At 60.6% G+C, this 21237-nt stretch carries 16 protein-coding genes; 6 read left to right on the top strand and 10 right to left on the bottom strand.

Going from position 1 to position 21237, the window contains the following annotated elements; translation table 11 throughout:
- Nucleotides 1-47: 47 nt before the first annotated feature.
- From pbpG to AT395_RS11340, 4 genes are all read right to left on the bottom strand, one after another.
- Complete coding sequence (pbpG, locus tag AT395_RS11355; protein ID WP_042115565.1) at nt 48-1313, bottom strand: D-alanyl-D-alanine endopeptidase; 1266 nt, start codon at nt 1311-1313, stop codon at nt 48-50.
- A gap of 187 nt (nt 1314-1500) precedes the next feature.
- Nucleotides 1501-2250, bottom strand: coding sequence for a nitroreductase (locus AT395_RS11350; RefSeq protein WP_376738389.1), 750 nt, complete (start codon nt 2248-2250; stop codon nt 1501-1503).
- A 114-nt stretch (nt 2251-2364) separates the two neighbouring features.
- On the bottom strand, nt 2365-3366 hold the full coding sequence (locus AT395_RS11345; protein ID WP_082117854.1) for a DMT family transporter: 1002 nt from the start codon (nt 3364-3366) through the stop codon (nt 2365-2367).
- Nucleotides 3363-4304 (bottom strand): histone deacetylase family protein, encoded by a 942-nt coding sequence (locus AT395_RS11340; protein ID WP_048629307.1) that lies wholly within the window; start codon nt 4302-4304, stop codon nt 3363-3365. The genes AT395_RS11345 and AT395_RS11340 overlap by 4 nt, the downstream gene beginning before the upstream one ends.
- A 101-nt stretch (nt 4305-4405) precedes the next feature.
- Here AT395_RS11340 and AT395_RS25565 point away from each other — a divergent pair, with 101 nt between their 5' ends.
- Together AT395_RS25565 and AT395_RS11335 are read left to right on the top strand one after the other, a co-directional pair.
- Complete coding sequence (locus AT395_RS25565; RefSeq protein ID WP_048629265.1) at nt 4406-4585, top strand: hypothetical protein; 180 nt, start codon at nt 4406-4408, stop codon at nt 4583-4585.
- 199 nt (nt 4586-4784) lie between these two features.
- Entirely contained in the window at nt 4785-5345 is a 561-nt protein-coding gene (locus tag AT395_RS11335; RefSeq protein WP_039374715.1) for a phasin family protein, read from the top strand.
- Between the two features lie 411 nt (nt 5346-5756).
- Here the strand turns inward: AT395_RS11335 and lpdA are convergent, their stop codons facing one another.
- The 4 genes from lpdA to aceE form a co-directional block, all read right to left on the bottom strand.
- Nucleotides 5757-7535 (bottom strand): dihydrolipoyl dehydrogenase, encoded by a 1779-nt coding sequence (gene lpdA, locus AT395_RS11330; RefSeq protein ID WP_048629264.1) that lies wholly within the window; start codon nt 7533-7535, stop codon nt 5757-5759.
- 20 nt (nt 7536-7555) lie between these two features.
- The gene (locus AT395_RS11325; protein WP_039374712.1) at nt 7556-8137 is read right to left on the bottom strand and encodes an Ntn hydrolase family protein; all 582 of its coding nucleotides are present in this window, start codon (nt 8135-8137) and stop codon (nt 7556-7558) included.
- Nucleotides 8138-8219: 82 nt separating this feature from the next.
- On the bottom strand, nt 8220-9890 hold the full coding sequence (gene aceF, locus AT395_RS11320; protein ID WP_048629263.1) for a dihydrolipoyllysine-residue acetyltransferase: 1671 nt from the start codon (nt 9888-9890) through the stop codon (nt 8220-8222).
- A gap of 97 nt (nt 9891-9987) precedes the next feature.
- On the bottom strand, nt 9988-12675 hold the full coding sequence (gene aceE, locus AT395_RS11315; protein WP_042115561.1) for a pyruvate dehydrogenase (acetyl-transferring), homodimeric type: 2688 nt from the start codon (nt 12673-12675) through the stop codon (nt 9988-9990).
- Between the two features lie 342 nt (nt 12676-13017).
- On the opposite strand from aceE, the gene AT395_RS11310 reads away from it, so the two are divergent.
- From AT395_RS11310 to AT395_RS11295, 4 genes are all read left to right on the top strand, one after another.
- Nucleotides 13018-15435 (top strand): PAS domain-containing sensor histidine kinase, encoded by a 2418-nt coding sequence (locus AT395_RS11310; RefSeq protein WP_048629262.1) that lies wholly within the window; start codon nt 13018-13020, stop codon nt 15433-15435.
- On the top strand, nt 15432-16076 hold the full coding sequence (locus tag AT395_RS11305) for a response regulator transcription factor (protein ID WP_010807272.1): 645 nt from the start codon (nt 15432-15434) through the stop codon (nt 16074-16076). The genes AT395_RS11310 and AT395_RS11305 overlap by 4 nt, the downstream gene beginning before the upstream one ends.
- Before the next feature lie 327 nt (nt 16077-16403).
- Complete coding sequence (gene folD, locus AT395_RS11300; RefSeq protein ID WP_042115560.1) at nt 16404-17258, top strand: bifunctional methylenetetrahydrofolate dehydrogenase/methenyltetrahydrofolate cyclohydrolase FolD; 855 nt, start codon at nt 16404-16406, stop codon at nt 17256-17258.
- A 326-nt stretch (nt 17259-17584) separates the two neighbouring features.
- Nucleotides 17585-19663 (top strand): M3 family metallopeptidase, encoded by a 2079-nt coding sequence (locus AT395_RS11295; RefSeq protein WP_048629261.1) that lies wholly within the window; start codon nt 17585-17587, stop codon nt 19661-19663.
- Nucleotides 19664-19780: 117 nt separating this feature from the next.
- Here the strand turns inward: AT395_RS11295 and AT395_RS11290 are convergent, their stop codons facing one another.
- Together AT395_RS11290 and AT395_RS11285 are read right to left on the bottom strand one after the other, a co-directional pair.
- Complete coding sequence (locus AT395_RS11290; RefSeq protein ID WP_042115558.1) at nt 19781-20419, bottom strand: DUF4189 domain-containing protein; 639 nt, start codon at nt 20417-20419, stop codon at nt 19781-19783.
- Between the two features lie 269 nt (nt 20420-20688).
- Nucleotides 20689-21225 (bottom strand): phosphoribosyltransferase, encoded by a 537-nt coding sequence (locus AT395_RS11285; RefSeq protein ID WP_042115557.1) that lies wholly within the window; start codon nt 21223-21225, stop codon nt 20689-20691.
- Between the last annotated feature and the right edge of the window lie 12 nt (nt 21226-21237).

The following is a 21237-nucleotide window of genomic DNA, read 5'->3' as shown; positions in this document are numbered from 1 at the left end:
AGGGAGCGCCTTTTGCTTGGGCGTTGATAACGCCCGACAGCGGCGACTTACAGCGCGTGTCCGCTGTTGGTTGCCACCTGTGCCGTCGGTGTCGTGCCTGCGGTGCGTTGCGGCGTAGCGCCACCGCCTTCGAGCAGCCACTTGCGAACACGCGTGGCATCGGCGAAGCGCGAATACTTGCCCGTCGAATCGAGCAGAATCATGATCACGGGACGGCCCTCAACGTTGGCCTGCATCACGAGGCATTGACCTGCCTCATTGATGTAGCCCGTTTTCTGCAAGCCGATTTCCCAGCCCGGATGACCGATAAGATGATTCGTGCTGACGTAGTGCAATTCACGGCGGCCGGTATTGACGTCGTAATTGGAATCCGTCGAGAAACGGCGAATCAATGGGTACTGATAAGCGGCCTTGACCATCTTCACGAGATCACGCGCGCTCGACACATTCTGGCTCGACAGACCCGTCGGGTCATTGAAGTGCGTGTCGTTCATGCCGAGTTGCTTCGCCTTGCGGTTCATCGCCGCCAGGAACGCGGGACGGCCGCCCGGGAAGTAACGCGACAGTGCAGCCGCCGCGCGATTCTCCGACGACATCAGCGCAATGTGCAACATGTCTTCGCGCGACAGACGCGAACCCACTGACAAGCGCGAGCCCGTGCCCTTTTCGTAATCGCGATCTTCGTCCGTCACTTCCATGACGTCCGTCATCGGGATACCGGCATCGAGCGACACCATCGCCGTCATCAGCTTAGAGATCGAGGCAATCGGCAGTACCGCTTGCGAGTTCTTGTCGAACAACGATTCGCCAGTACGCTCGTCGACCACGTAAGCGACGGACGAGCGCAGCGCCAGGGCATCGGGCGTTTCATGCAGACCGAACGCACGACCTGCCGACAGACGTTCCGGTGCCTGCGGCGCAAAGTTCACGGTGCGATACGACGTAACGACGCGACGCTTTCCGTTCTTGTAGACGACGCGTTTGACGGCGACTCGCTTGGCTGCGGGTCCGTCGTCGTCGACGGTGGCCAGCTTACGGGCTTTGCCGCCAGTCTTCACGCTCTTGCTATCGCGAGCAGCGGTCGTGGCAGTGGCGCGTTTGGCACCGGATTTGGAAGCGGCGGATGTCGCCGCTTTGGGATTGGCACATGCGCGCTTCTGGGCAGCAGTCTTGGCCGTCTTGGGCGAGCATTCGCTCGTCTTACCAGCGGCGTAAGTGACTGCCGGGGCACCGGCGGCGAGCGAAATCGCCACGACGGCAGCACCCCAGAGGCGGGAGCGGCACAGACGCGCAAGAGTCGTGATCGCGAACATAAATTGGGGGTAGCGTGAGGTTGGCAGGCAACGAGGTTGGGAGAAGTTTAGTAACTTCCGAAAAAATAAGCAATATGAATGACTTAGCTGAAATACTTAAACCGGCATCTGGCAGTTTTGTGCAGCGCAACGCGAAAACTGCACAACCGCCACAAATTGCCAAATTACGCCAACCTCTTGATATACGTTAATTCAAAAAATGCGCCCACTCGCTCAGGGGCGCGCGCTCGGTAACGAGCCGGTTTTCGACCGCCTCTGGATCGGCATGACCCAATGCCATGCCGCATACCACCATCCGTGTTTCCGGCAACCGCAATTCCGCAGCAATCACCTGATGGAACGTGGCAAAGGCCGCTTGTGCACAGGTATCGAGCCCGCGCGCCCGCGCCGCCACCATCACGCTTTGCAGGAACATGCCATAGTCGAGCCAACTGCCCTGCTCCAGATGCCGGTCGATCGTAAAGATCAACCCTACCGGCGCATCGAAGAACGTGAAATTGCGTGCGTGCTGCCCATGCATGCGTTCCTTGTCCGCGCGCCCGATGCCCAGCAAGCTGTACAAATCCCAACCCACCTTGCGACGCCTTGCCTGATAGGGCTCACTCCACTCGCGCGGGTAGTATGCGTACTCTTCCTGGTGCATCAACCGCTGCGCCGGGTCGTTAAACGCGTCCAGCAATCGCGTCGTGAGCGACTTCAGCGCGCCTCCCGTCAGCACGTAGGTTTGCCACGGCTGGATGTTGCTGCCCGAAGGCGCACGCGACGCCACCGAGAGAATGTCCGCCACGGTCGACTCCGGCACAGGTGTTGGCAGGTAAGCACGAATCGAGCGTCGGCTGCGAATCGCCTCGTCAACATATTCCACGCGCAACGCGGCGTTATCGTTGACAACCGGTCGATGGGTACTTTCCCCAGCCAGGGGTTGCTGCATAGGCAGGCCGGACGTCGCGGCGTTGCTACCTTGCGAGGGTTGAGCGGCTTGCGCACGCGGGTGTTCTGGTTTCATGGACTTGGGCTCGCGGCAATCGATGAAAGAAAGTCGGTATCGGCCTCAGGATGCCGGCGCGGCAGGCGCCGCGCGCCGTTCGATCACAAGGGCGACACCAAGGGCCGCAACGACCATTCCGGCTGCGCTCAACGGAGACAGCGTTTCGCCGAACAACAGCCAGGCCATGACGGCGGTGGTCGGGGGCGTGAGATACATGAGGCTGGACACCTTGGTCGCAGCACCATGACGGATCAACAGGAACAGCAAGGAAATCGCACCAATCGACAGCGCCAGCACCGACCACGCGAGCGCGCCGAACATTTCAGCGTTCCAGCGCACTTGCATGGTCTCGAGCGCAAACGCTGCGGGCAGCGTCACGAGGAAAGCAGCACCGAACTGCACGAGCGTACCGACACGCAGATCGAAATGCGCGCAGAAACGTTTTTGATAGAGTGTGCCCGCCGTGATCGCAAACAGGCTCAGGACACACAACGCCACCGCCCCAGCACCGATGCCACGAACGCCAACCTTGTTGGCAACGACCAGGCCGACGCCGACGAATCCGCACAGCAATCCGAGCCACTGCCGGCGCGAAACCGGCTCGCCGACCACGCGTGCGAAGAGGGCTGTCAACAATGGCTGGATGCCGACAATCAGCGCCGCCAGCCCCGCTGGCGCACCCTGTTTGATCGCAGCCCATACGCCACCGAGATACACCGCCTGAATCAGAATGCCCGAAACGGCGAGGTGGGCAATGAGCGGCCAGTCGATTCGCTTCGCGGAGTCGTGCACGCCCGTGCTTACGCGTCGCACGGGCCAAGGCGTGCCCGTCAATAATGCAACGGGCAACATGACCAGCAACGTGCCGCCGAAGCGCAGTGCGAGAAAGGTGAGCGGTTCGGCATTCGGCATGCCGTACTTGGCAACGATAAAACCGGTGCTCCAGATCAGCACGAACCACCATGGCATGGTCGCGCTCCAGATCCCGAGACGGGCAACGCCTGCCGTTGAAGGCGCACTGGCCGTTTGCGCGGGATGCGGCGATGTCGTCTGACGTTCACTCATACGAGAACGCCGCCCGCCGGCGCGTGATGGACACGGCGGCTCACACGCAGGAATTGGCTGGCCAAGCGGATCGTGGCGAAATGCGCGGCGACCGTCTGCGAGATGTCGCGCCCGTAGCCGCCGGCCATCGCGATAGCGACCGGCAGCCCCCGCTCGGCGCACGCCGTCAGCACGCGACGGTCGCGCGCGAGCAACCCGTCATGCGTGAGGGCAAGCCGACCGAGCCGATCGTTCTCCAACGGATCGGCCCCGGCGAGATAGATCACGAGAGAGGGCGTGAATTGCGCGAAAAGGTCGGTGAGCGCGTGACCGAGTGCCACAAGATACTCGTCGTCGCCGCAACCGTCCGGCAATGCCACATCGAGGTCGCCGTTCACCTTATGGAACGGATAATTGTGTTCGCCGTGGAGCGACAACGTGAACACGCTCGGGTCGTGCTCGAAAATGGCGGCGGTGCCGTTGCCTTGATGCACGTCGAGATCGATGATCGCAACACGCGTGCCGGGGCCAAGTTCAGCCTGCATCGTGCGGGCGGCGACGGCGGCGTCGTTGAATACGCAGAACCCTTCGCCGCGATCGGCATAGGCATGATGGGTGCCCCCAGCAAGATTTACGGCCACGCCATCGGAGAGCGCCGCGCGGCAGGCGGCCACCGTCGCCCCGGCGGACCGGCGCGAACGCTCAACCATCTGCGGCGACCAGGGAAAGCCGATATCTCGCTGCTCTTTCGGATTCAGCTCGCCAGCACTCACGCGCGCCACGTACGCCAACGAATGGGCGCGCCCCAGCATCACGTCGTCGGCGGGCAATGCCTCGGCCAAGAGGACGTTCGGCAACTCGTCAGCGACGCGTTCGCGCAGACGGGAATACTTCTCCATGGGAAACCGATGCCCCGGCGGCAACGGCAGGACGAAATGGTCGCTGTAAAACGCTTGCATCGACGCGGAGGGCCGGCGGGTGCGGCACACAAAAAGGCGTTGAACGACATCGGCACCGGCGCACGGGGCGCACACCACCCCCTCGAGCAGGTGTTGTAATCTTGCACGCCACCGTCCCGCCAGTGCCGGAACTCGTCGATAGTACCATCGCCACGCATGGTGCGCCGGGTGCCAACCTGGTGCAAAGCCGCACCAATCAAGGATTTCCGGGCGACGCGCAAAATACGCCGCAACGCAGTGTCATTCGCCAATCAAGGAACCTCAAGCTTTTGATTTTGTAAGCTTTTGTTGAATTGGTGCGCCGCACAAAAAAGACTTGACACTCACAAAAATATCTCTACACTTGCAATTGTGCGATGCACAAAAGAGATCGCATCCATTTGAGAGGCCCCAACCGTGTTTTCACCGACATAAGGTGAGAACCAACCAGCGAACACGGAGTGGGTCGATATGTTGTATATGACACCATAGGAGAACGCCATGTCGTTTCTGACCCCCGAGCAACTCGCTGCCGCCCACAAAGCCAACCTTGAAACCCTGTTTGGCCTGACCAACAAAGCCTTTGAAGGCGTTGAGAAGCTGGTCGAGCTGAACCTGCAAGCCGTCAAGGCATCGCTGGCCGAATCCGCTTCGACCGCGCAAAAGGCTTTCGCTGTGAAGGACGCGCAAGAACTGCTCGCCCTGCAAGCCAACCTCGTTCAGCCGGCTGCCGAAAAGGCACTTGCTTACGGCCGTCACCTGTATGAAATCGCTTCGTCGACGCAAGCCGAAGTGACCAAGGTGGCCGAAGCCCAATTGGCTGAAGGCTCGCACAACGTGCAAGCGCTGTTCGACAACCTGGCCAAGAACGCCCCGGCAGGTTCCGAGTCGGCCGTTGCGCTCGCCAAATCGGCCCTGTCGGCAGCTAACAGCGCGTTTGACAGCGTGCAGAAGGCAACCAAGCAAGCCGTTGAAATCGCTGAGACGAATTTTGCCGCCGCGACTAACGTTGCCTCGAAGGCTGCGGCTCAGGCTTCGCGTGCTGCCAGCGCCAAGAAGTAATCGATAGCGCTTTGATAGCGCTGTCACCAGGGACGCTTGAAAATTTGTCGCTGTGGCTCACAGTTGATGCAGCGACAGCCAGTCTCCTCGGTAACGTAGTACCTTTCGAACCCGGCCTGGCGCCGGGTTTTTTCTTTTGGGGTATCGGTAACGCCCCGCCCTCTTCCCTTCCCATATTTCTCTGTGGCTAGACAGATCAAGCGCGACGGGCGCGACGCTTGAGGCAAGGGAATGCGCATGAGCATATCGCCAAGGACTCGCGTCCATAAAAAAACCGCCACCCCATGTCGGGATGACGGTCTTTTTTCAGGCCGATGCCGTGACGCCGTAATACCTGAACCGGCGTCTGCCAACGTTCGACGCCCGTACCGCGACTGCGCGATGGCAAGCGTCGATACGCCGAAAACTGCCTTACTTCTTGCGAGCCGGCGGTACGTCGGTGCAAACCCCTTCGTAGATCTCCGCAGCCATGCCAATCGACTCGGCCAGCGTCGGGTGCGGATGAATCGTCTTGCCGATGTCGACGGCGTCTGCCCCCATTTCCACTGCCAGACACAATTCGCCGATCAGATCCCCGGCATGAGTGCCAACGATCGCGCCACCCACAATGCGATGTGTCTCTTCGTCGAACAGCAGCTTGGTAAAGCCCTCGTCGCGACCATTGGCAATAGCGCGGCCCGAGGCTGCCCACGGGAACACTGCCTTGCCGTACTTCACGCCTTCCGCCTTCAGCTGGTCTTCCGTCTTGCCGGCCCATGCCACTTCCGGATCGGTGTAGGCCACCGACGGAATCTGAATGGCATCAAAATAAGCCTTCTCTCCCGCAGCCGCTTCGGCGGCGACATGCGCTTCGTGCACCGCCTTGTGTGCAAGCATCGGCTGACCCACGATGTCGCCGATCGCGAAGATGTTCGGCACGTTGGTGCGCATTTGCTTATCGACGGAGATGAACCCGCGCTCGCCCACCGATACGCCGGCATTCTCGGCACCAATCTTCTTGCCGTTCGGGCTACGGCCCACCGCAACCAGCACGAGATCGTAGCGTTGCGGCTCTGCCGGGGCAGCTTCGCCTTCGAACTTCACGTAGATGCCATCGGGCTTGGCCTCCGCCCCCACCGTCTTGGTCTTGAGCATGACGCGGCCAAAGCGCTTCGCGTTCATCTTTTCCCAGACCTTGACCAGATCGCGGTCGGCGCCTTGCATCAGACCATCGAGCATTTCCACAACGTCGATCTCGGTACCCAGAGCGCTGTAGACCGTCGCCATTTCAAGGCCGATGATGCCGCCACCGATGACCAGCATCTTCTTCGGCAGTTGACGCAGTTCGAGCGCGCCGGTCGAATCGACGATACGCGGATCTTCCGGCAGGAACGGCAACTTCACCGCTTGCGAGCCCGCAGCAATGATGGCTTGGGCGAACTTCACCGTGCGCTTGCTGCCGTCTTCGGCCACCACTTCGATGTGGTTCGGATCGAGGAACGTACCCACACCACGTACGACTTCCACCTTGCGCATCTTGGCCATGCCGGCCAGACCGCCCGTGAGCTTGCCGACAACGCTTTCCTTGTAGGCACGCAGCTTGTCGAGATCGATTTCGGGTTTGCCGAACGAGATGCCGTGATGACCCAGCGATTGCGCCTCTTCCAGGACTGCCGCCGTATGGAGCAGCGCCTTCGAAGGAATGCAGCCCACGTTCAGGCACACGCCGCCGAGCGTTGCATAGCGCTCGACGAGGACCGTCTTGCGGCCCAGATCAGCGCTACGGAAAGCGGCCGAGTATCCCCCCGGGCCGGCGCCCAGCACGAGCACGTCGCACTCGGTGTCTGCGCCACCGCTATGCTTGGCAGCGGCGGGTGCCGGAGCGCTCGGCTGAGCTGCGGGCGCTGGCGCAGGTGCCGCAGGCGCAGCCGGAGCAGGCGCGGTTACCGGGGCAGCGGCCTTGCCGGCACCCGCATCGTCGGCTTCGATAAGCGCAATCAGCGTGCCTTGGCTGGCCTTGTCGCCCACCTTGATTTTCACTTCCTTGACCGTGCCCGACACTTCCGACGGCACTTCCATGGAGGCCTTGTCGGACTCCAGCGTGATGAGCGACGCTTCCTTGGCGATCTTGTCGCCCGGCTTGATCATCACTTCGATGACATCCACGCCCTCTGCGCCGATGTCCGGCACCTTGACTTCAATGAGACTCATGCGGGGTCTCCCTGTCGCATTTATGACTTGATGGTGGGATCGATCGGAAACGCATGCACCTGAAACGGGCCGGCGGAACTCTTGTCGAACTCCGCCCCCGCCTTCACGCCCGCTTCGGCGATGGCGCTAGCGCTCAGATCCTGGTCGTAGAGGGCATACATGGCACCGAGCGCGAAGTTGCGCCCCGAACCGATCCCCCAGAACCGATCGAAAACAAACACTTCCCGGTAGGAATAGACCCCGTAAATGCCAGTCGGATTCGCGATCACGCTGGTGATCTGCGACGACTCGTACGGATCGTCTTCTTCTTCCTTGGTGTTGAGGAAATACTCTTCCTTGAGCTTCTGATGGACGCGGCAGAACGTGCGAAACACTTCGTCGCGCGAGTGCAAACGACATTCGTCGGCCATGCCGGAAAGAATCGCTCGCATGACCGGAAAGTGTGCGGTCGTGCCCGCGAGGCCGACATAGGAATCGCCCACGAGAAAAACCTTGCGATTTTCCTCGTACGATTGCGAGAGCCGCGTGTCGCCGAACGTCACTAACGAATCGGCGGCAATGGCGATCTCACCTGCCTTCTTAACGACTACCACGGTGGTCATGATGCCCCTCCCCGTCCAGATCCTGAAGCTGTCGCGCGAGCGCCGCCAGTTGCACTTACGCGCAGCCGGCGGCGTTCGCTTGTCACAGCATTGCGCGACGGAAGTCCTGCAACAGTTGACCCAGGTAGGCGTTGAAGCGTGCGGCTTCGGCGCCATCGATTACGCGGTGATCGTAGGACAACGACAGTGGCAGCGTCAGTTGCGGCAGGAACTGTTGCTTGCGCTCGTCCCACACCGGCTTCTGATACGAACGCGACAGGCCCAGAATGGCCACTTCCGGTGCGTTGATGATCGGCGTGAAGGTCGTGCCGCCGATACCGCCGAGCGACGAGATCGAGAAGCAGCCGCCTTGCATCTGATCCGGCTTGAGCTTGCCTTCGCGAGCGAGCTTGGCCAGTTCCGACGTCTCACGGGCAATCTCGAACACGCCCTTCTTGTCTGCATCGCGAACGACCGGCACAACGAGACCGTTGGGCGTATCCGCCGCAAAGCCGATGTGGAAGTACTGCTTGAAGACGAGGTTGTCGCCGTCGAGGCTCGCGTTGAACGTCGGGAATTTCTTCAGGGCCAGGACACAGGCCTTGATCACGAAAGCCAGCATCGTTACCTTGACTCCGGCCTTTTCGTTTTCCTTATTCAACTGCACACGGAACGCTTCGAGTTCGCCGATATCCGCTTCGTCGTTGTTCGTGACGTGCGGGATCATGACCCAGTTGCGATGCAGGTTCGCGCCCGAAATCTTCTTGATGCGCGACAGTGCCTTCGGTTCGACCGGACCGAACTTCGAGAAATCGACCTTGGGCCACGGCAGCAGATTCAGTTCGCCGCCACCTGCCGGTGCGGCACCTGCCGTTGCCGGACGGTTGCCCGCGAGCGCGCTCTTGATGAAGTTGCGCACGTCGTCGACGACCACGCGCCCCTTCGGACCCGTGCCCTTCACTTGCGTAACGTCGACACCCAGTTCGCGGGCAAACTTGCGCACCGACGGGCTGGCGTGGCTGATCGGCTGAGTGCCAGCGTTGCTCACTGCGGCAGACGCAGCCGGGGCGGCAGCAGGTGCCGGGGCTGCAACGGGAGCCGGCGCGACCGGGGCTGCACTCTGGGCCGCCGGTGCCGATGCCGGGGCAGCGGCCGGGGCGGCAGCTTTGGCCGGCGCAGCGCCTTCCAGCACAACGATCAACGTGCCTTCCGACACCTTGTCGCCCACTTTAACCTTCAGTTCCTTGACCACACCTGCCGCCGGGCTCGGCACGTCCATCGATGCCTTGTCCGACTCCAGCGTAACGAGCGATTGCTCTGCCGTCACGGTGTCGCCCACTTTGACCAGCACGTCGATCACCGGCACATCGTCGTAACCGCCGATATCCGGCACCTTCACGTCGATCTTGCTCGTACTGCCGCTAGCAGCCGGTGCGGCCGGCGCTGCTGCAGGGGCAGGTGCCGGGGCGGCGGCTTGCGGGGCCGCAGCCGGTGCCGGTGCCGCAGCACCGTTTGCCTGTGCGCCCGAGCCGTTCGCCGTCTCGAGCGTCAGAATGAGGGACCCCTCAGATACTTCGTCGCCGACCTTCAGGCTCAGTGCCTTGATGGTCCCGGCGGCCGGGCTCGGCACATCCATGGTTGCCTTATCCGACTCCAGCGTGATCAGGGCCTGCTCGGCATCGATCTTATCGCCCGCCTTGACCAGCACGTCGATGACGGGCAAGTCCTTGAAGTCACCGATATCCGGGACTTTCACTTCGATCACTTGACTCATTTTCCACAGTCTCCTCGAGGCTGCGCTTAACGTGCAGCGCGCACCCGCCGGCCGCCCAAGAGCGGCTGACGGTTACGCACGCCGCGCGAAGCGGCCTTTAGACGGTCATCGGGTTGGGTTTGTTCGGATCCAGGTTGTACTTGGCAATCGCTTCGGCGACCTTGCTTGCCGGCAGCGTGCCTTCATCGGCCAGTGCCTTCAGAGCAGCGACCGTGACCCAGTTACGATCCACCTCGAAGAAGTGACGCAGCTTCTCACGCGTATCCGAACGGCCGTAGCCGTCGGTGCCGAGCACCACATAACGACCACGCACGAACGGACGAATCTGGTCGGCATACGTGCGGATATAGTCGGTCGATGCGATAACCGGACCCCGGGTGTCGTTCAGGCACTTCTCGACATGCGTCAGACGCGCCGTCTCGGTCGGGTGCAGCAGATTGTAGCGTGCAACATCGTTACCTTCGCGAGCCAGCTCCGTGAAGCTCGGGCAGCTCCACAGATCCGATTCGACACCCCAATCGTTCTTGAGCATTTCGGCAGCAGCGATCACTTCGTTGAAGATCGTGCCCGAACCCAGCAGTTGCACACGCGGCGCCTTGCTGTTGTCCACACCGCGACGGAACGCGTACATCCCCTTCAGGATGTCTTGCTCCACGCCTTCCGGCATAGCCGGATGTGCGTAGTTTTCGTTCATCACGGTCAGGTAGTAGTACACGTCTTCCTGATCCTGCACCATGCGGCGCAGACCGTCCTGAACGATCACGGCGAGTTCGTATGCGAACGTCGGATCGTACGGCAGGCAGTTTGGAATCGACGACGCCCACAGCAGCGAGTGGCCGTCCTCATGCTGCAAACCTTCGCCGTTCAACGTCGTACGACCGGCCGTGCCACCCACGAGGAAACCGCGGGCACGCATGTCGCCAGCCGCCCAGGCCAGATCGCCAATGCGCTGGAAGCCGAACATCGAATAGAAGATGTAGAACGGAATCATCGTCTCGCCGTGCGTCGAGTACGACGTCGCAGCCGCGATCCAGTCACACATACCGCCGGCTTCGTTGATACCTTCCTGCAGAATCTGACCGCTCTCTGATTCGCGGTAGAACATCAGTTGATCCTGATCCTGCGGGATGTAACGCTGACCGACCTGGCTCCAGATACCAATCTGGCGGAACAGGCCTTCCATGCCGAACGTACGCGACTCATCCGGCACGATCGGCACGATACGCTGACCCAGCGCTTTGTCCTTGAGCAGCACGTTGAGAATACGCACAAACGCCATCGTCGTGGAAATCTCACGGCCTTCTGCCGTCGCCTTGAGCAGAGCGTCGAATGCGCTCAGCGCAGGCACCGGCAGCGAAGCCGCCTTGGTGCGGCGCTGCGGCAGATAGCCGCCCAGCTCCATACGGCGAGCACGCATGTACTCCAGTTCCTTCGAACCTTCCTCGAACTTCAGGTACGGCACGTCGGCAATCTCATCGTCCGAAATCGGCAGCTTGAACTGGTCGCGGAACTTCTTGAGCGACTCCACCGGCATCTTTTTCTGCTGGTGGGTAATGTTCATGGCCTGACCGGCTTCGCCCATGCCATAGCCCTTGATGGTCTTGGCCAGGATGACGGTCGGCTGGCCCTTATGCTGGGTGGCCGACTGATAGGCTGCGTAGATCTTGTGCGGATCGTGACCGCCTCGGTTCAGCGCCCAGATGTCCTCGTCGGACCAATCGGCGACCATCGCCTTCAGTTCCGGCGTGTTGAAGAAGTTCTCGCGCACGTAGGCGCCATCCTTCGACTTGTACGTCTGATACTCGCCGTCCACGCACTCCATCATGCGCTTCATGAGCAGGCCCTTCTTGTCGCGAGCCAAGAGCGAATCCCAACGGCTGCCCCAGATGACTTTGATCACGTTCCAGCCAGCACCACGGAATTCCGATTCGAGTTCCTGGATGATCTTGCCGTTGCCGCGCACCGGGCCGTCCAGGCGCTGCAAATTACAGTTGATAACGAACACAAGGTTGTCGAGCTGCTCGCGACCGGCCATGCCGATGGCGCCCAGCGATTCCGGCTCGTCCGTCTCGCCATCGCCGAGAAATGCCCAGACCTTTCGGCCCTCGGTCTTCACGATGTTGCGCGACTCCAGGTACTTCATGAAGCGAGCTTGGTAGATCGCCATGATCGGACCCAGCCCCATCGACACCGTCGGGAACTGCCAGAAGTCCGGCATCAGCCAGGGGTGCGGGTACGACGACAGGCCGCCACCATCCACTTCCTGACGGAAGTTCTCCAACTGAGTCATCTCAAGACGGCCCAGCAGGAAAGCGCGGCTGTAGACACCCGGCGACGAGTGACCTTGCACGAAGACGAGGTCGCCACCGTGCTTCTCGGAAGGGGCATGCCAGAAGTGATTGAAACCAACGTCATACAGCGTTGCAGCCGAGGCGAACGAAGCGATGTGACCGCCAACGTTCGTGTCCTTGCCGGCACGCAGCACCATCGCGATCGCATTCCAGCGCGTGTACGAGCGGATCTTGTGCTCGATGTCCTGATCACCCGGAATACGGGCCTGCTGGTCGACGGGGATGGTGTTGATATAGGGGGTGTTTGCCGAGAACGGGTGATGTTCGCCATTGATGCGCGCGAACTCGATCAGCTTCTCAAGCAGGTAGTGGGCACGTTCCGGGCCCTCGGCAGCCAGCACGCCTTCGAGCGAGGCCAGCCATTCTTGCGTTTCTTGGGGATCGACGTCCGCAGGGGATACGATCTTCAGGGCTTCTTCAGGTACGGCGGACATGGTGTCTCCTTGTCTGTCGTTAGCGGGTTGGCGTAACGGTCGATACCCGCTTCATGGACGGGCCCACCGGCTTTTTTACCGGGGCATTGTACGAAGGTTAATCCAGCCTCCGCAAGCGAAATTTCAGATTACGATAGTAAATTTCATAATGCGGAATTCTGTTGCAGTGCACATAAAATCAAGGGGTTGCTGGCGCTATCACACCACGATTTGATCGCGTACCGATCGGTCTCAGTATCAATTTGCGCTGCTGTCTTACCGAAAACATCGGACGCCTCCGAAAAGCTATTCCCATCACGTTCCGGCAGAGGGAAACCGCCCGGCCTGCGCTACAATCTCGCCATGCTTTCGCCACGCCTTGCCAACTCCGCTCCGCCGTCCCGGTCTGCCACCCCACCTGCCCGCTCCAACCGCTGGTTGCAGGGGTTCGCGGAGTCGCACTATTACCTGCTGGTCCCGCTCGTCTCCATTGTGATCTTCCTGGTGGTCATGAGTTTGATTCTGTGGAGTCTGAATCGGCGCGAGACGGAGCAGCAGCAGGACACCCTGTATCGGAACGTGGCATGGGCGCAGCAGCAGATCCGCCTCAATATGCTGGCCATTCAGGACCAGATCAGTTCGCTTGCCCGCGATACGGCGGCAAAACCACAGGACGTCGCGCACTTCCAGAATACCGCGAGCGAACTGATGCAGAATCATGCGGACATCGTCTTCATGAATTGGCTCGACGCATCGCAACGTCCGAAGTGGGCGGTGCCGGCCGACTCGCCGTTCGCGTCGCGCTTGCAGGGGTCGGCCTACTCCACGCTGATCTACGACGCGTCCGGGGCGAGCTACATCGTCGTGCAGGTCCCCGTACTGCGCGAGCGCGAGTTCCTCGGCACAATCAGCGCCGTGTATTCCGTGGAAGGTTTGCTTATTCACGAGTTGCCGCAAGAACTCGGTGACAAATTCAAGGTGTCGTTCATCGACACCCATAACAACGAGTTAGCGACGACATCGACCCGGCCACCGCTCCCGCGCGACGTCTCGTACGAGTTGCTGCTCGACCCGCCCGGCCACAGCCTTGCCGTACGGATTTACTCGTATCCGGCCGTCGGCAATTTCGTCAACAACACGCTGGTCTGGCTGATCGCAGGATTGTCCTGCTTTGTCCTCTGGAGTCTCTGGAGCCTTTGGCGGCATACGCGGCAAAGGTTCGAGGCGCAGCAAGCGCTGTTCAATGAAACGTCATTCCGGCGAGCGATGGAAAACTCCATCGTGATCGGCATGCGCGTACTCGATCTTCAGGGGCATATCACGTATGTGAACCCTGCGTTCTGCCGGATGACGGGTTGGGATGAACCGGATCTCATGAACCGGGCGCCGCCCTATCCGTACTGGCCCAAAGACGATATCCACGAGATGCAACGTCGCATCGACATGACGCTACGTGGCAAGGCGCCCTCACATGGATTCGAAATCCGCGTGCAACGCAAGGACGGCACGATCTTCTACGCACGCATGTTCGTCTCGCCGCTCGTGGACGCGCACGGCCGTCAGACGGGCTGGATGTCGTCGCTAACCGATATTAGCGAGCCGAAGCGGGCCCGAGAGGAACTCGCCGCAGCTCACGAGCGGTTTACGACGGTGCTCGAAAGTCTCGACGCGTCGGTATCCGTGCTTGCTGTCGACAAGGCTGAACTGCTGTTCGCCAACCGCTACTACCGCCAATTGTTCGGCACGCGCCCTGAAGGTCATCTGGAGTTGTCCGGCGGAGGCGAACTCTCGCCGGCCTCGCTCGACCATATCGACATGGTCGACGCATTTGCCGGACTGCCCGCCGCCTCGCTTACCGATACGGCGGCCGAGACGCAGGAAATCTACCTGCCGACGCACCAGAAATGGTTCGAAGTCCGACGTCAGTATATTCAGTGGGTCGACGGCCATCTGGCACAGTTGCAGGTGGCAACCGACATTACGGCGCGGCGTCACGCGGAAGAGCTGGCTCGTCAGGAAGAGGAACGCCTGCAGTTCACAGGGCGTCTGACGACGATGGGAGAGATGGCCTCGTCGCTCGCCCACGAGCTGAACCAGCCGCTCGCCGCCATCAATAATTACTGCATGGGTACCGCTGCGCTCGTACGCGCCGGTCGCACCTCGCCGGAAACGTTGCTGCCCGCGCTGGAGAAAACGTCTCAGCAGGCAGTTCGTGCAGGCATGATCATCAAGCGAATCCGGGCATTCGTAAAACGTAGCGAACCCAAGCGCCAACCGTCATCGATTTATGAGATCGTAGCGGACGCCGTCGGTCTCGCAGAGATCGAGGCACGCAAACGCCGCATTCGTATCGTGACCGAGTTGCCGGCGGGCCTGCCGCAGATCAACGTTGATCCGGTGCTCATCGAACAGGTGCTCGTGAACCTGCTCAAGAACGCGGCAGAGGCGATGCATGGCTACACGCCGCCGCCAGGTCAGCGACGTGATTCCACGGTGCGTCTGCACGTTGAGCGCCGCGACAAATCGATCGAATTCCAGGTCTCTGATCACGGGCCCGGTGTCGACGAAGCCACCATCGAACGATTGTTTGAACCTTTTTTTAGTACTAAGTCGGACGGCATGGGCATGGGCCTGAATATCTGCCGTTCGATCATTGAATCGCACCACGGCCGTCTTTGGGTAGAAAACAATGAAATCGACGGCGTGCGGAATGGTTGTACATTTTGTATTCTGTTACCGTTAGAAGGCGATACGACATCCGGATCCGGGGGAGGATTATGACGACACCCAACACCAATATTGACCAAGAAACCGTCTTCGTTGTCGATGACGACGAAGCGGTCCGTGACTCGCTTCGCTGGCTTCTCGAGGCCAATGGCTACCATGTGCGAGGCTTTGCGAGCGCCGAGGAGTTTCTTTCGCACTACAACGGACATCAGGTTGGCTGCCTGATTCTCGACGTTCGCATGCCCGGTATGAGCGGGCTGGAACTGCAAGAAAAGCTAGTTGAGAACCGGTTCAACATTCCGATCATCTTCGTGACGGGCCACGGCGATGTGCCAATGGCTGTCGACACGATGAAAAAAGGCGCGATGGACTTCATCGAAAAGCCTTTTGACGAAGCGGAATTGCGCGCTCAGGTCGAACGGATGTTGTCGAAGGCTCGGCAAGACGCCAGCAGCCAACGTGAGCAACAAGCCGCCGAAGACCTGCTCTCCAAGCTCACGAGTCGCGAACATCAGGTGTTGGAGCGCATTATTGCCGGCCGTCTGAACAAGCAGATTGCCGATGATCTTGGCATCAGCATCAAAACGGTCGAGGCTCACCGGGCCAACATCATGGAGAAACTCAACGTCAATACCGTTGCCGACTTGCTCCGACTTGCACTATCCAAACGCTCGAGCGGGTCGCCTCGCCCTTGACCGGGTCGTAGACTACCGTATGCAGTGCACCGCGTCGGCTCGCTGACGGGGGGCGAATCAGCGACCGGCCGATTGCCGTCCGGTCGCCTGCGCATGGCGTTGCTCGCCCGCTTCATTGAGCAACGCCAGCTCTACGGGGCACTTTGCCCTCAGGGGCACGATAGTTTTTTGGCAAGCCCACCTACGCCCATTCCGGGCTCTCCTCCCTCTCCCGCCCGTTCCGGCACACCGTTATAATACGGTCTTTGCCATGGTCGCCCGCCCGACCGTCGCTGCAGTATCCGGCCCGTTGGGCCAGCCCCCTTCCTTCATAGATACCCACGCATCATGACCGCCACCCTCATCGACGGCAACGCCCTCGCCAAACGCATTCGCGCCGAAGTCGCCACACGCGCTGCCGCCCTCACCGCCCGCGGCCACCAGCCCGGTCTCGCCGTGATTCTGGTCGGAGAGGACCCCGCCAGTCAGGTCTACGTGCGTAACAAGGTCAAAGCGTGCGAGGACAACGGCCTGCATTCGTCGCTCGACCGGTACCCGGCTGATCTGACGGAAACCGCCCTGCTCGCTCGCATCGACGAACTCAACCGCGATCCGAAGATCAATGGCATTCTCGTGCAACTGCCGCTGCCGAAGCACATCGACAGCCACAAAGTGCTCGAGGCCATTGCTCCGGAAAAGGATGTTGACGGCTTCCACGTTTCGAATGCCGGCGCCCTGATGACCGGTGCGCCTCTGTTCCGCCCCTGCACGCCGTATGGCTGCATGAAAATGCTGGAATCAGTGGATTTCCCGCTGCGTGGAGCAGTGGCGGTGGTGATCGGCGCTTCCAACATCGTTGGCAAACCCATGGCAATGATGCTGCTTCAGGCGGGCGCGACAGTCACGATCTGCAATAGCAAGACGCGCGATCTGGCCGCCCACACCCGCAATGCCGATGTGATCGTCGCAGCGGTAGGTAAGCGCAACATCGTCACGGCCGACATGGTCAAGCCGGGCGCAGCCGTGATTGACGTCGGCATGAACCGCGACGACGAAGGCAAGCTGTGCGGCGACGTTGATTTCAACGGCGTCAAAGATGTAGCGGGCTTCATCACTCCGGTTCCGGGTGGCGTAGGGCCGATGACGATCACCATGCTTCTCGTAAACACCATCGAAGCCGCCGAGCGCGCTCTCGGCGCTTAAGCCGTCACACAGCACAGCACGACTCAAGGGCGCAGCCGACCCCCGATAGGCCGGTTGCGCCCTTGCCGCTTAGGCGCATCGCCCCCTTTCGGAAAACGCCGACGCAGGGGGCGGAAAGCCCCGAAAATTGCGCCCGTATCGCGTAACAAGCCCGCCATCGCCCCCCCGTCTGTATCCTCGAAGAAGTGGCAAACACATGCCTGATATGGCATTTCGGCGCATACCTCGTCCGCCGCCCTAATCGTGCCGGTTGAAAAAAACGACTGGAAAATTCGACTAGATGCCCCCACACTCTTCGTAAGCCCCTTCAAGTGGACAACGAACGCATGAATACGCCGCAAACCAATCCTCTGCTCGATATCGAAGGACTCCCCCGTTTCACCGAGATCCGCCCCGAACATGTCACGCCCGCCATCGACGTGCTGCTGGAGCAAGCGCGTGCAGCGGTTGACCGGGCTGCAGACCCGTCTACCCCGGCGACATGGGCCAACATTCTCGACGCGGTTGAAGACGGCACGGAAGGCCTGGGCCGCGCATGGGAAATCGTTGGACACCTGAACGCGGTTGCCGACACCCCGGAACTGCGCGCGGCGTACAGTGAAAATCTGCCGCGCGTCACGGAATTCTCTGCCAGCGTCGGCCAAAATCTGGCGCTGTTCGAAAAGTACAAGGCCATTGCCGCAGGCCCTGAATTCGCAGGCCTGTCACCCGCGCGAAAGAAGATTCTCGACAACGAGATGCGTGGATTCCGACTGGGCGGCGCCGAACTCCCCGAAGCACAGAAACCGCGATTCGCTGAAATTCAGGAAGAGCAGGCACATCTGGCGAAGAATTTTTCGGACCATGTACTCGACGCCACCAACAAGTTTTCCCTTGTGGTGACCGACGAGCAAGAGCTTGCCGGCGTGCCAGACGACGACAAGGCCGCTGCGCGCGCCGCAGCGGAACGCGACGGCCTTGCAGGCTGGAAATTCACGCTTCACTTCCCGTCTTATTTCCCGGTGCTGCAATACGCCGATAACCGTGCCCTGCGTGAGAAGCTCTACCGCGCGAACGTTACACGCGCGTCGGAACTCGGCCCGAAATTTGGCGATGGCGAAGCCGGCTGGGACAACACCGGGATCATTGTCGAACAGCTCGCCCTGCGCCGCGAAGAAGCGCACATGCTTGGCTTCAAGAACTACGCCGAGGTATCGCTCGAGCCCAAGATGGCCGAATCGCCTGCGCAAGTCCTTGAATTCCTCGAAGACCTCGCCCGTCGCGCACGGCCGTACGCAGAAAAGGATTGGGAAGAGCTACAGGCGTTCGCCGCCACGTCACTCGGCATCGACAAGCTGCAACCCTGGGACACAGCATACGCGTCGGAAAAGCTTCGCCAACAGCGTTACGCCTTCTCGGAAACGGAAGTCCGCCAGTATTTCCCGCTGCCCAAGGTGCTCGATGGCCTGTTCCGCGTCGCTGGCACGTTGTTCGATGTCACGATTCGCCCGCAAGACGCCGAGACCTGGCACCCTGACGTGCGCTTCTTCCGTATCGAGCGTGACGGCGAACTGGTCGCGCAGTTCTATATGGACCTGTTCGCCCGCGAAGGCAAGCGGGGCGGCGCATGGATGGACAGCGCGCGCACCCGGAAGCGCTTGCACGACGGCAAGTTGCAAACGCCCGTAGCGTACCTCGTATGCAACTTCCCAGCCCCCGTTGGCGACAAGCCTGCGCTGCTACCCCACGACGACGTCATCACGCTGTTCCATGAATTTGGGCACGGACTGCACCACATGCTCACGCAAGTGGAAGATGCTGGCGTAGCGGGCATCAATGGTGTCGAGTGGGATGCCGTCGAGCTACCGTCTCAGTTCATGGAGAATTTCTGCTGGGAATGGGACGTACTGGAGCATATGACGGCACACGTCGATACGGGTGCCCCTCTGCCCCGTGCGCTCTTCGACAAGATGATCGCCGCACGCAATTTCCAGAGCGGCTTGATGATGCTGCGCCAGTTGGTCTTCTCCGACTTCGACATGCATCTGCATTACGACTATGATCCGCGTGGCAGCGAGTCGGTGCTGGAGCTCTCTAAGCGCATCAATGATCGGCTTCATGTGACACCGCAGGCAGAGTTCTCTCGTTGGCCGAATACGTTTAGCCATATTTTTGCCGGTGGCTACGCGGCTGGCTACTACAGCTACAAGTGGGCTGAGGTACTCTCTGCCGACGTATATGCGGCATTTGAAGAAGCTGCGAAGGTGAGCGGGTCAGTACTCGATACAGCTACGGGGACACGCTATCGCGATGAGATTCTCGCCGTAGGCGGCAGCCGCGAGGCAATGGAATCGTTTATCGCATTCCGCGGCCGCGCGCCCCAAGTGGATGCCTTGCTACGCCATAGCGGCATGTCGGCAAGCTAACGCCCCGGCTGAGGTTTCACAAAAATGGGCGCCTTCGGGCGCCCATTTTTTGATGGCGTAACCGGCTGGATAACATGGCATTCCACGGACGTTCCCGTCTGCGAAATGCCAACTCCATCAGCTTTCCTCGTCGCAACCGTTCGGTTTCCAAACGTAGCTGTTCGTCTCTCGATCCAGGCAGCGCGCCGCCTGAAAGCGAACCGTACAACCGTTCTCATACGTCCGGGTGCACTCGCCGTTGATACACCGGGTCTGCATACGTATGACCTGCCCCGTCGGAATCTTGCACTGTGCGGGCTGTGGCTGAGCCGCCTGAGGCGGCGGCAATCGCATACCCGGCCGTTGGCCGCTATCGAACCAGATGTACGCGCCATCGGTCGAACATTGGCCTCCCCGCTGACAAACGACAAACGCATCCTGAACGGCGGATGTCTGCGTATCCCCGAGCGCGACTCCGACCTCACCGTTGCTCGCATGCACGACGGCCCAGTACGCCGGGCCATTTCCGGCCATCAATACCTCACACCGCCCGCCCCGGCTGCCGGGAGCGAGGCGGGTTCTGCATCGGTCCAATGCGGCCAGTTTGGCCTTGGCCATCGATGTCTGGTTGGTCACATACACATACCGAAGCCCATTCACCGTGCGCACGCCCGCCACCGCAGACGCGGCAAAGCTCGTCGTGCTGGCCAGCGCCATCACGCCGGTAATCCACACGGAGAAAATCGTGGGAACGAGGCGCAACCACTTCAACTTCATCGTGACGGAGTCGCAGCTTGGAAATCTGCAAAGGTCGTGACCGGATTCCGTATGAAATCATGCGATACGGCCCTATAAAACCGCGAGCAGAGGGGGTTTTGCCCGCCAAATGGCCCTGTCACGCCATCTCATGCCGAAATGACCGGAGAAAGTCGGAGACGTACGCACAAAAAGAAAACAGGCGGGACATCTTCCGATGTCACCGCCTGTTTGCTGGGGTATCCCCACCGAACGACGCTACTCAGCGTACCCGGCCCTGCCTAATTCGCTCACGTACCACGCTTGATCCACGCAGACAAATTGTGCGGACGCAGCGTGTCGTACTCTTCGAAAGGTTGGTGAATCCAAGGATTCGTTGCCAGGAAATCAACCGCGTAATCCGGCGCCACTTTCGAGCAAGCCTTGTGCCACAACACCGCCGAGCGCACATCGGTCACCTTCGGGAAACGCTCCTTGAGGTGCTTACCCACGCGTTCGAGCGTTACCCCCGAATCGACCAGATCGTCGACCAGCAGCACGCGGCCTTCCAGCTCACCACGGGTAATGGTGATGTACTGGGCGATGTCGAGATCGCCACGAATAGTGCCTTCGGCCTCACGATACGAACTGGTTGCCAGAATCGCGAGGGGCACGTCGTAGATGCGTGCGAGCTGATCGCCCACACGCAAGCCACCACGGGCCAGACACAGGATCTTGTCGAACTTCCAGTTGGACTCGTAGACCTTGAGCGCCAGGCGCTCAATCAGTCGGTGGTACTCTTCCCACGAGACCCAGAGGTTCTTATCGTCGTTTTGGGGCAGATTCATGGTGTGCCTTGC

The sequence above is a fragment of the Pandoraea apista genome (genome assembly GCF_001465595.2).
Taxonomy (GTDB): Bacteria; Pseudomonadota; Gammaproteobacteria; order Burkholderiales; family Burkholderiaceae; genus Pandoraea; species Pandoraea apista.
The sequence above is the reverse complement of the archived record's forward strand: the minus strand, read 5'-3'. Positions and strand labels throughout refer to the sequence as shown.

What these genes read in the sequence shown, in the direction of transcription:
- pbpG (WP_042115565.1), bottom strand. Translation starts at nt 1,313, where the DNA reads ATGTTCGCGATCACGACTCTTGCGCGTCTGTGCCGCTCCCGCCTCTGG.
- AT395_RS11345 (WP_082117854.1), bottom strand. Translation starts at nt 3,366, where the DNA reads ATGAGTGAACGTCAGACGACATCGCCGCATCCCGCGCAAACGGCCAGT.
- AT395_RS11340 (WP_048629307.1), bottom strand. Translation starts at nt 4,304, where the DNA reads ATGCAAGCGTTTTACAGCGACCATTTCGTCCTGCCGTTGCCGCCGGGG.
- AT395_RS11335 (WP_039374715.1), top strand. Translation starts at nt 4,785, where the DNA reads ATGTCGTTTCTGACCCCCGAGCAACTCGCTGCCGCCCACAAAGCCAAC.
- lpdA (WP_048629264.1), bottom strand. Translation starts at nt 7,535, where the DNA reads ATGAGTCTCATTGAAGTCAAGGTGCCGGACATCGGCGCAGAGGGCGTG.
- AT395_RS11325 (WP_039374712.1), bottom strand. Translation starts at nt 8,137, where the DNA reads ATGACCACCGTGGTAGTCGTTAAGAAGGCAGGTGAGATCGCCATTGCC.
- aceF (WP_048629263.1), bottom strand. Translation starts at nt 9,890, where the DNA reads ATGAGTCAAGTGATCGAAGTGAAAGTCCCGGATATCGGTGACTTCAAG.
- aceE (WP_042115561.1), bottom strand. Translation starts at nt 12,675, where the DNA reads ATGTCCGCCGTACCTGAAGAAGCCCTGAAGATCGTATCCCCTGCGGAC.
- AT395_RS11310 (WP_048629262.1), top strand. Translation starts at nt 13,018, where the DNA reads ATGCTTTCGCCACGCCTTGCCAACTCCGCTCCGCCGTCCCGGTCTGCC.
- AT395_RS11305 (WP_010807272.1), top strand. Translation starts at nt 15,432, where the DNA reads ATGACGACACCCAACACCAATATTGACCAAGAAACCGTCTTCGTTGTC.
- folD (WP_042115560.1), top strand. Translation starts at nt 16,404, where the DNA reads ATGACCGCCACCCTCATCGACGGCAACGCCCTCGCCAAACGCATTCGC.
- AT395_RS11295 (WP_048629261.1), top strand. Translation starts at nt 17,585, where the DNA reads ATGAATACGCCGCAAACCAATCCTCTGCTCGATATCGAAGGACTCCCC.
- AT395_RS11290 (WP_042115558.1), bottom strand. Translation starts at nt 20,419, where the DNA reads ATGAAGTTGAAGTGGTTGCGCCTCGTTCCCACGATTTTCTCCGTGTGG.
- AT395_RS11285 (WP_042115557.1), bottom strand. Translation starts at nt 21,225, where the DNA reads ATGAATCTGCCCCAAAACGACGATAAGAACCTCTGGGTCTCGTGGGAA.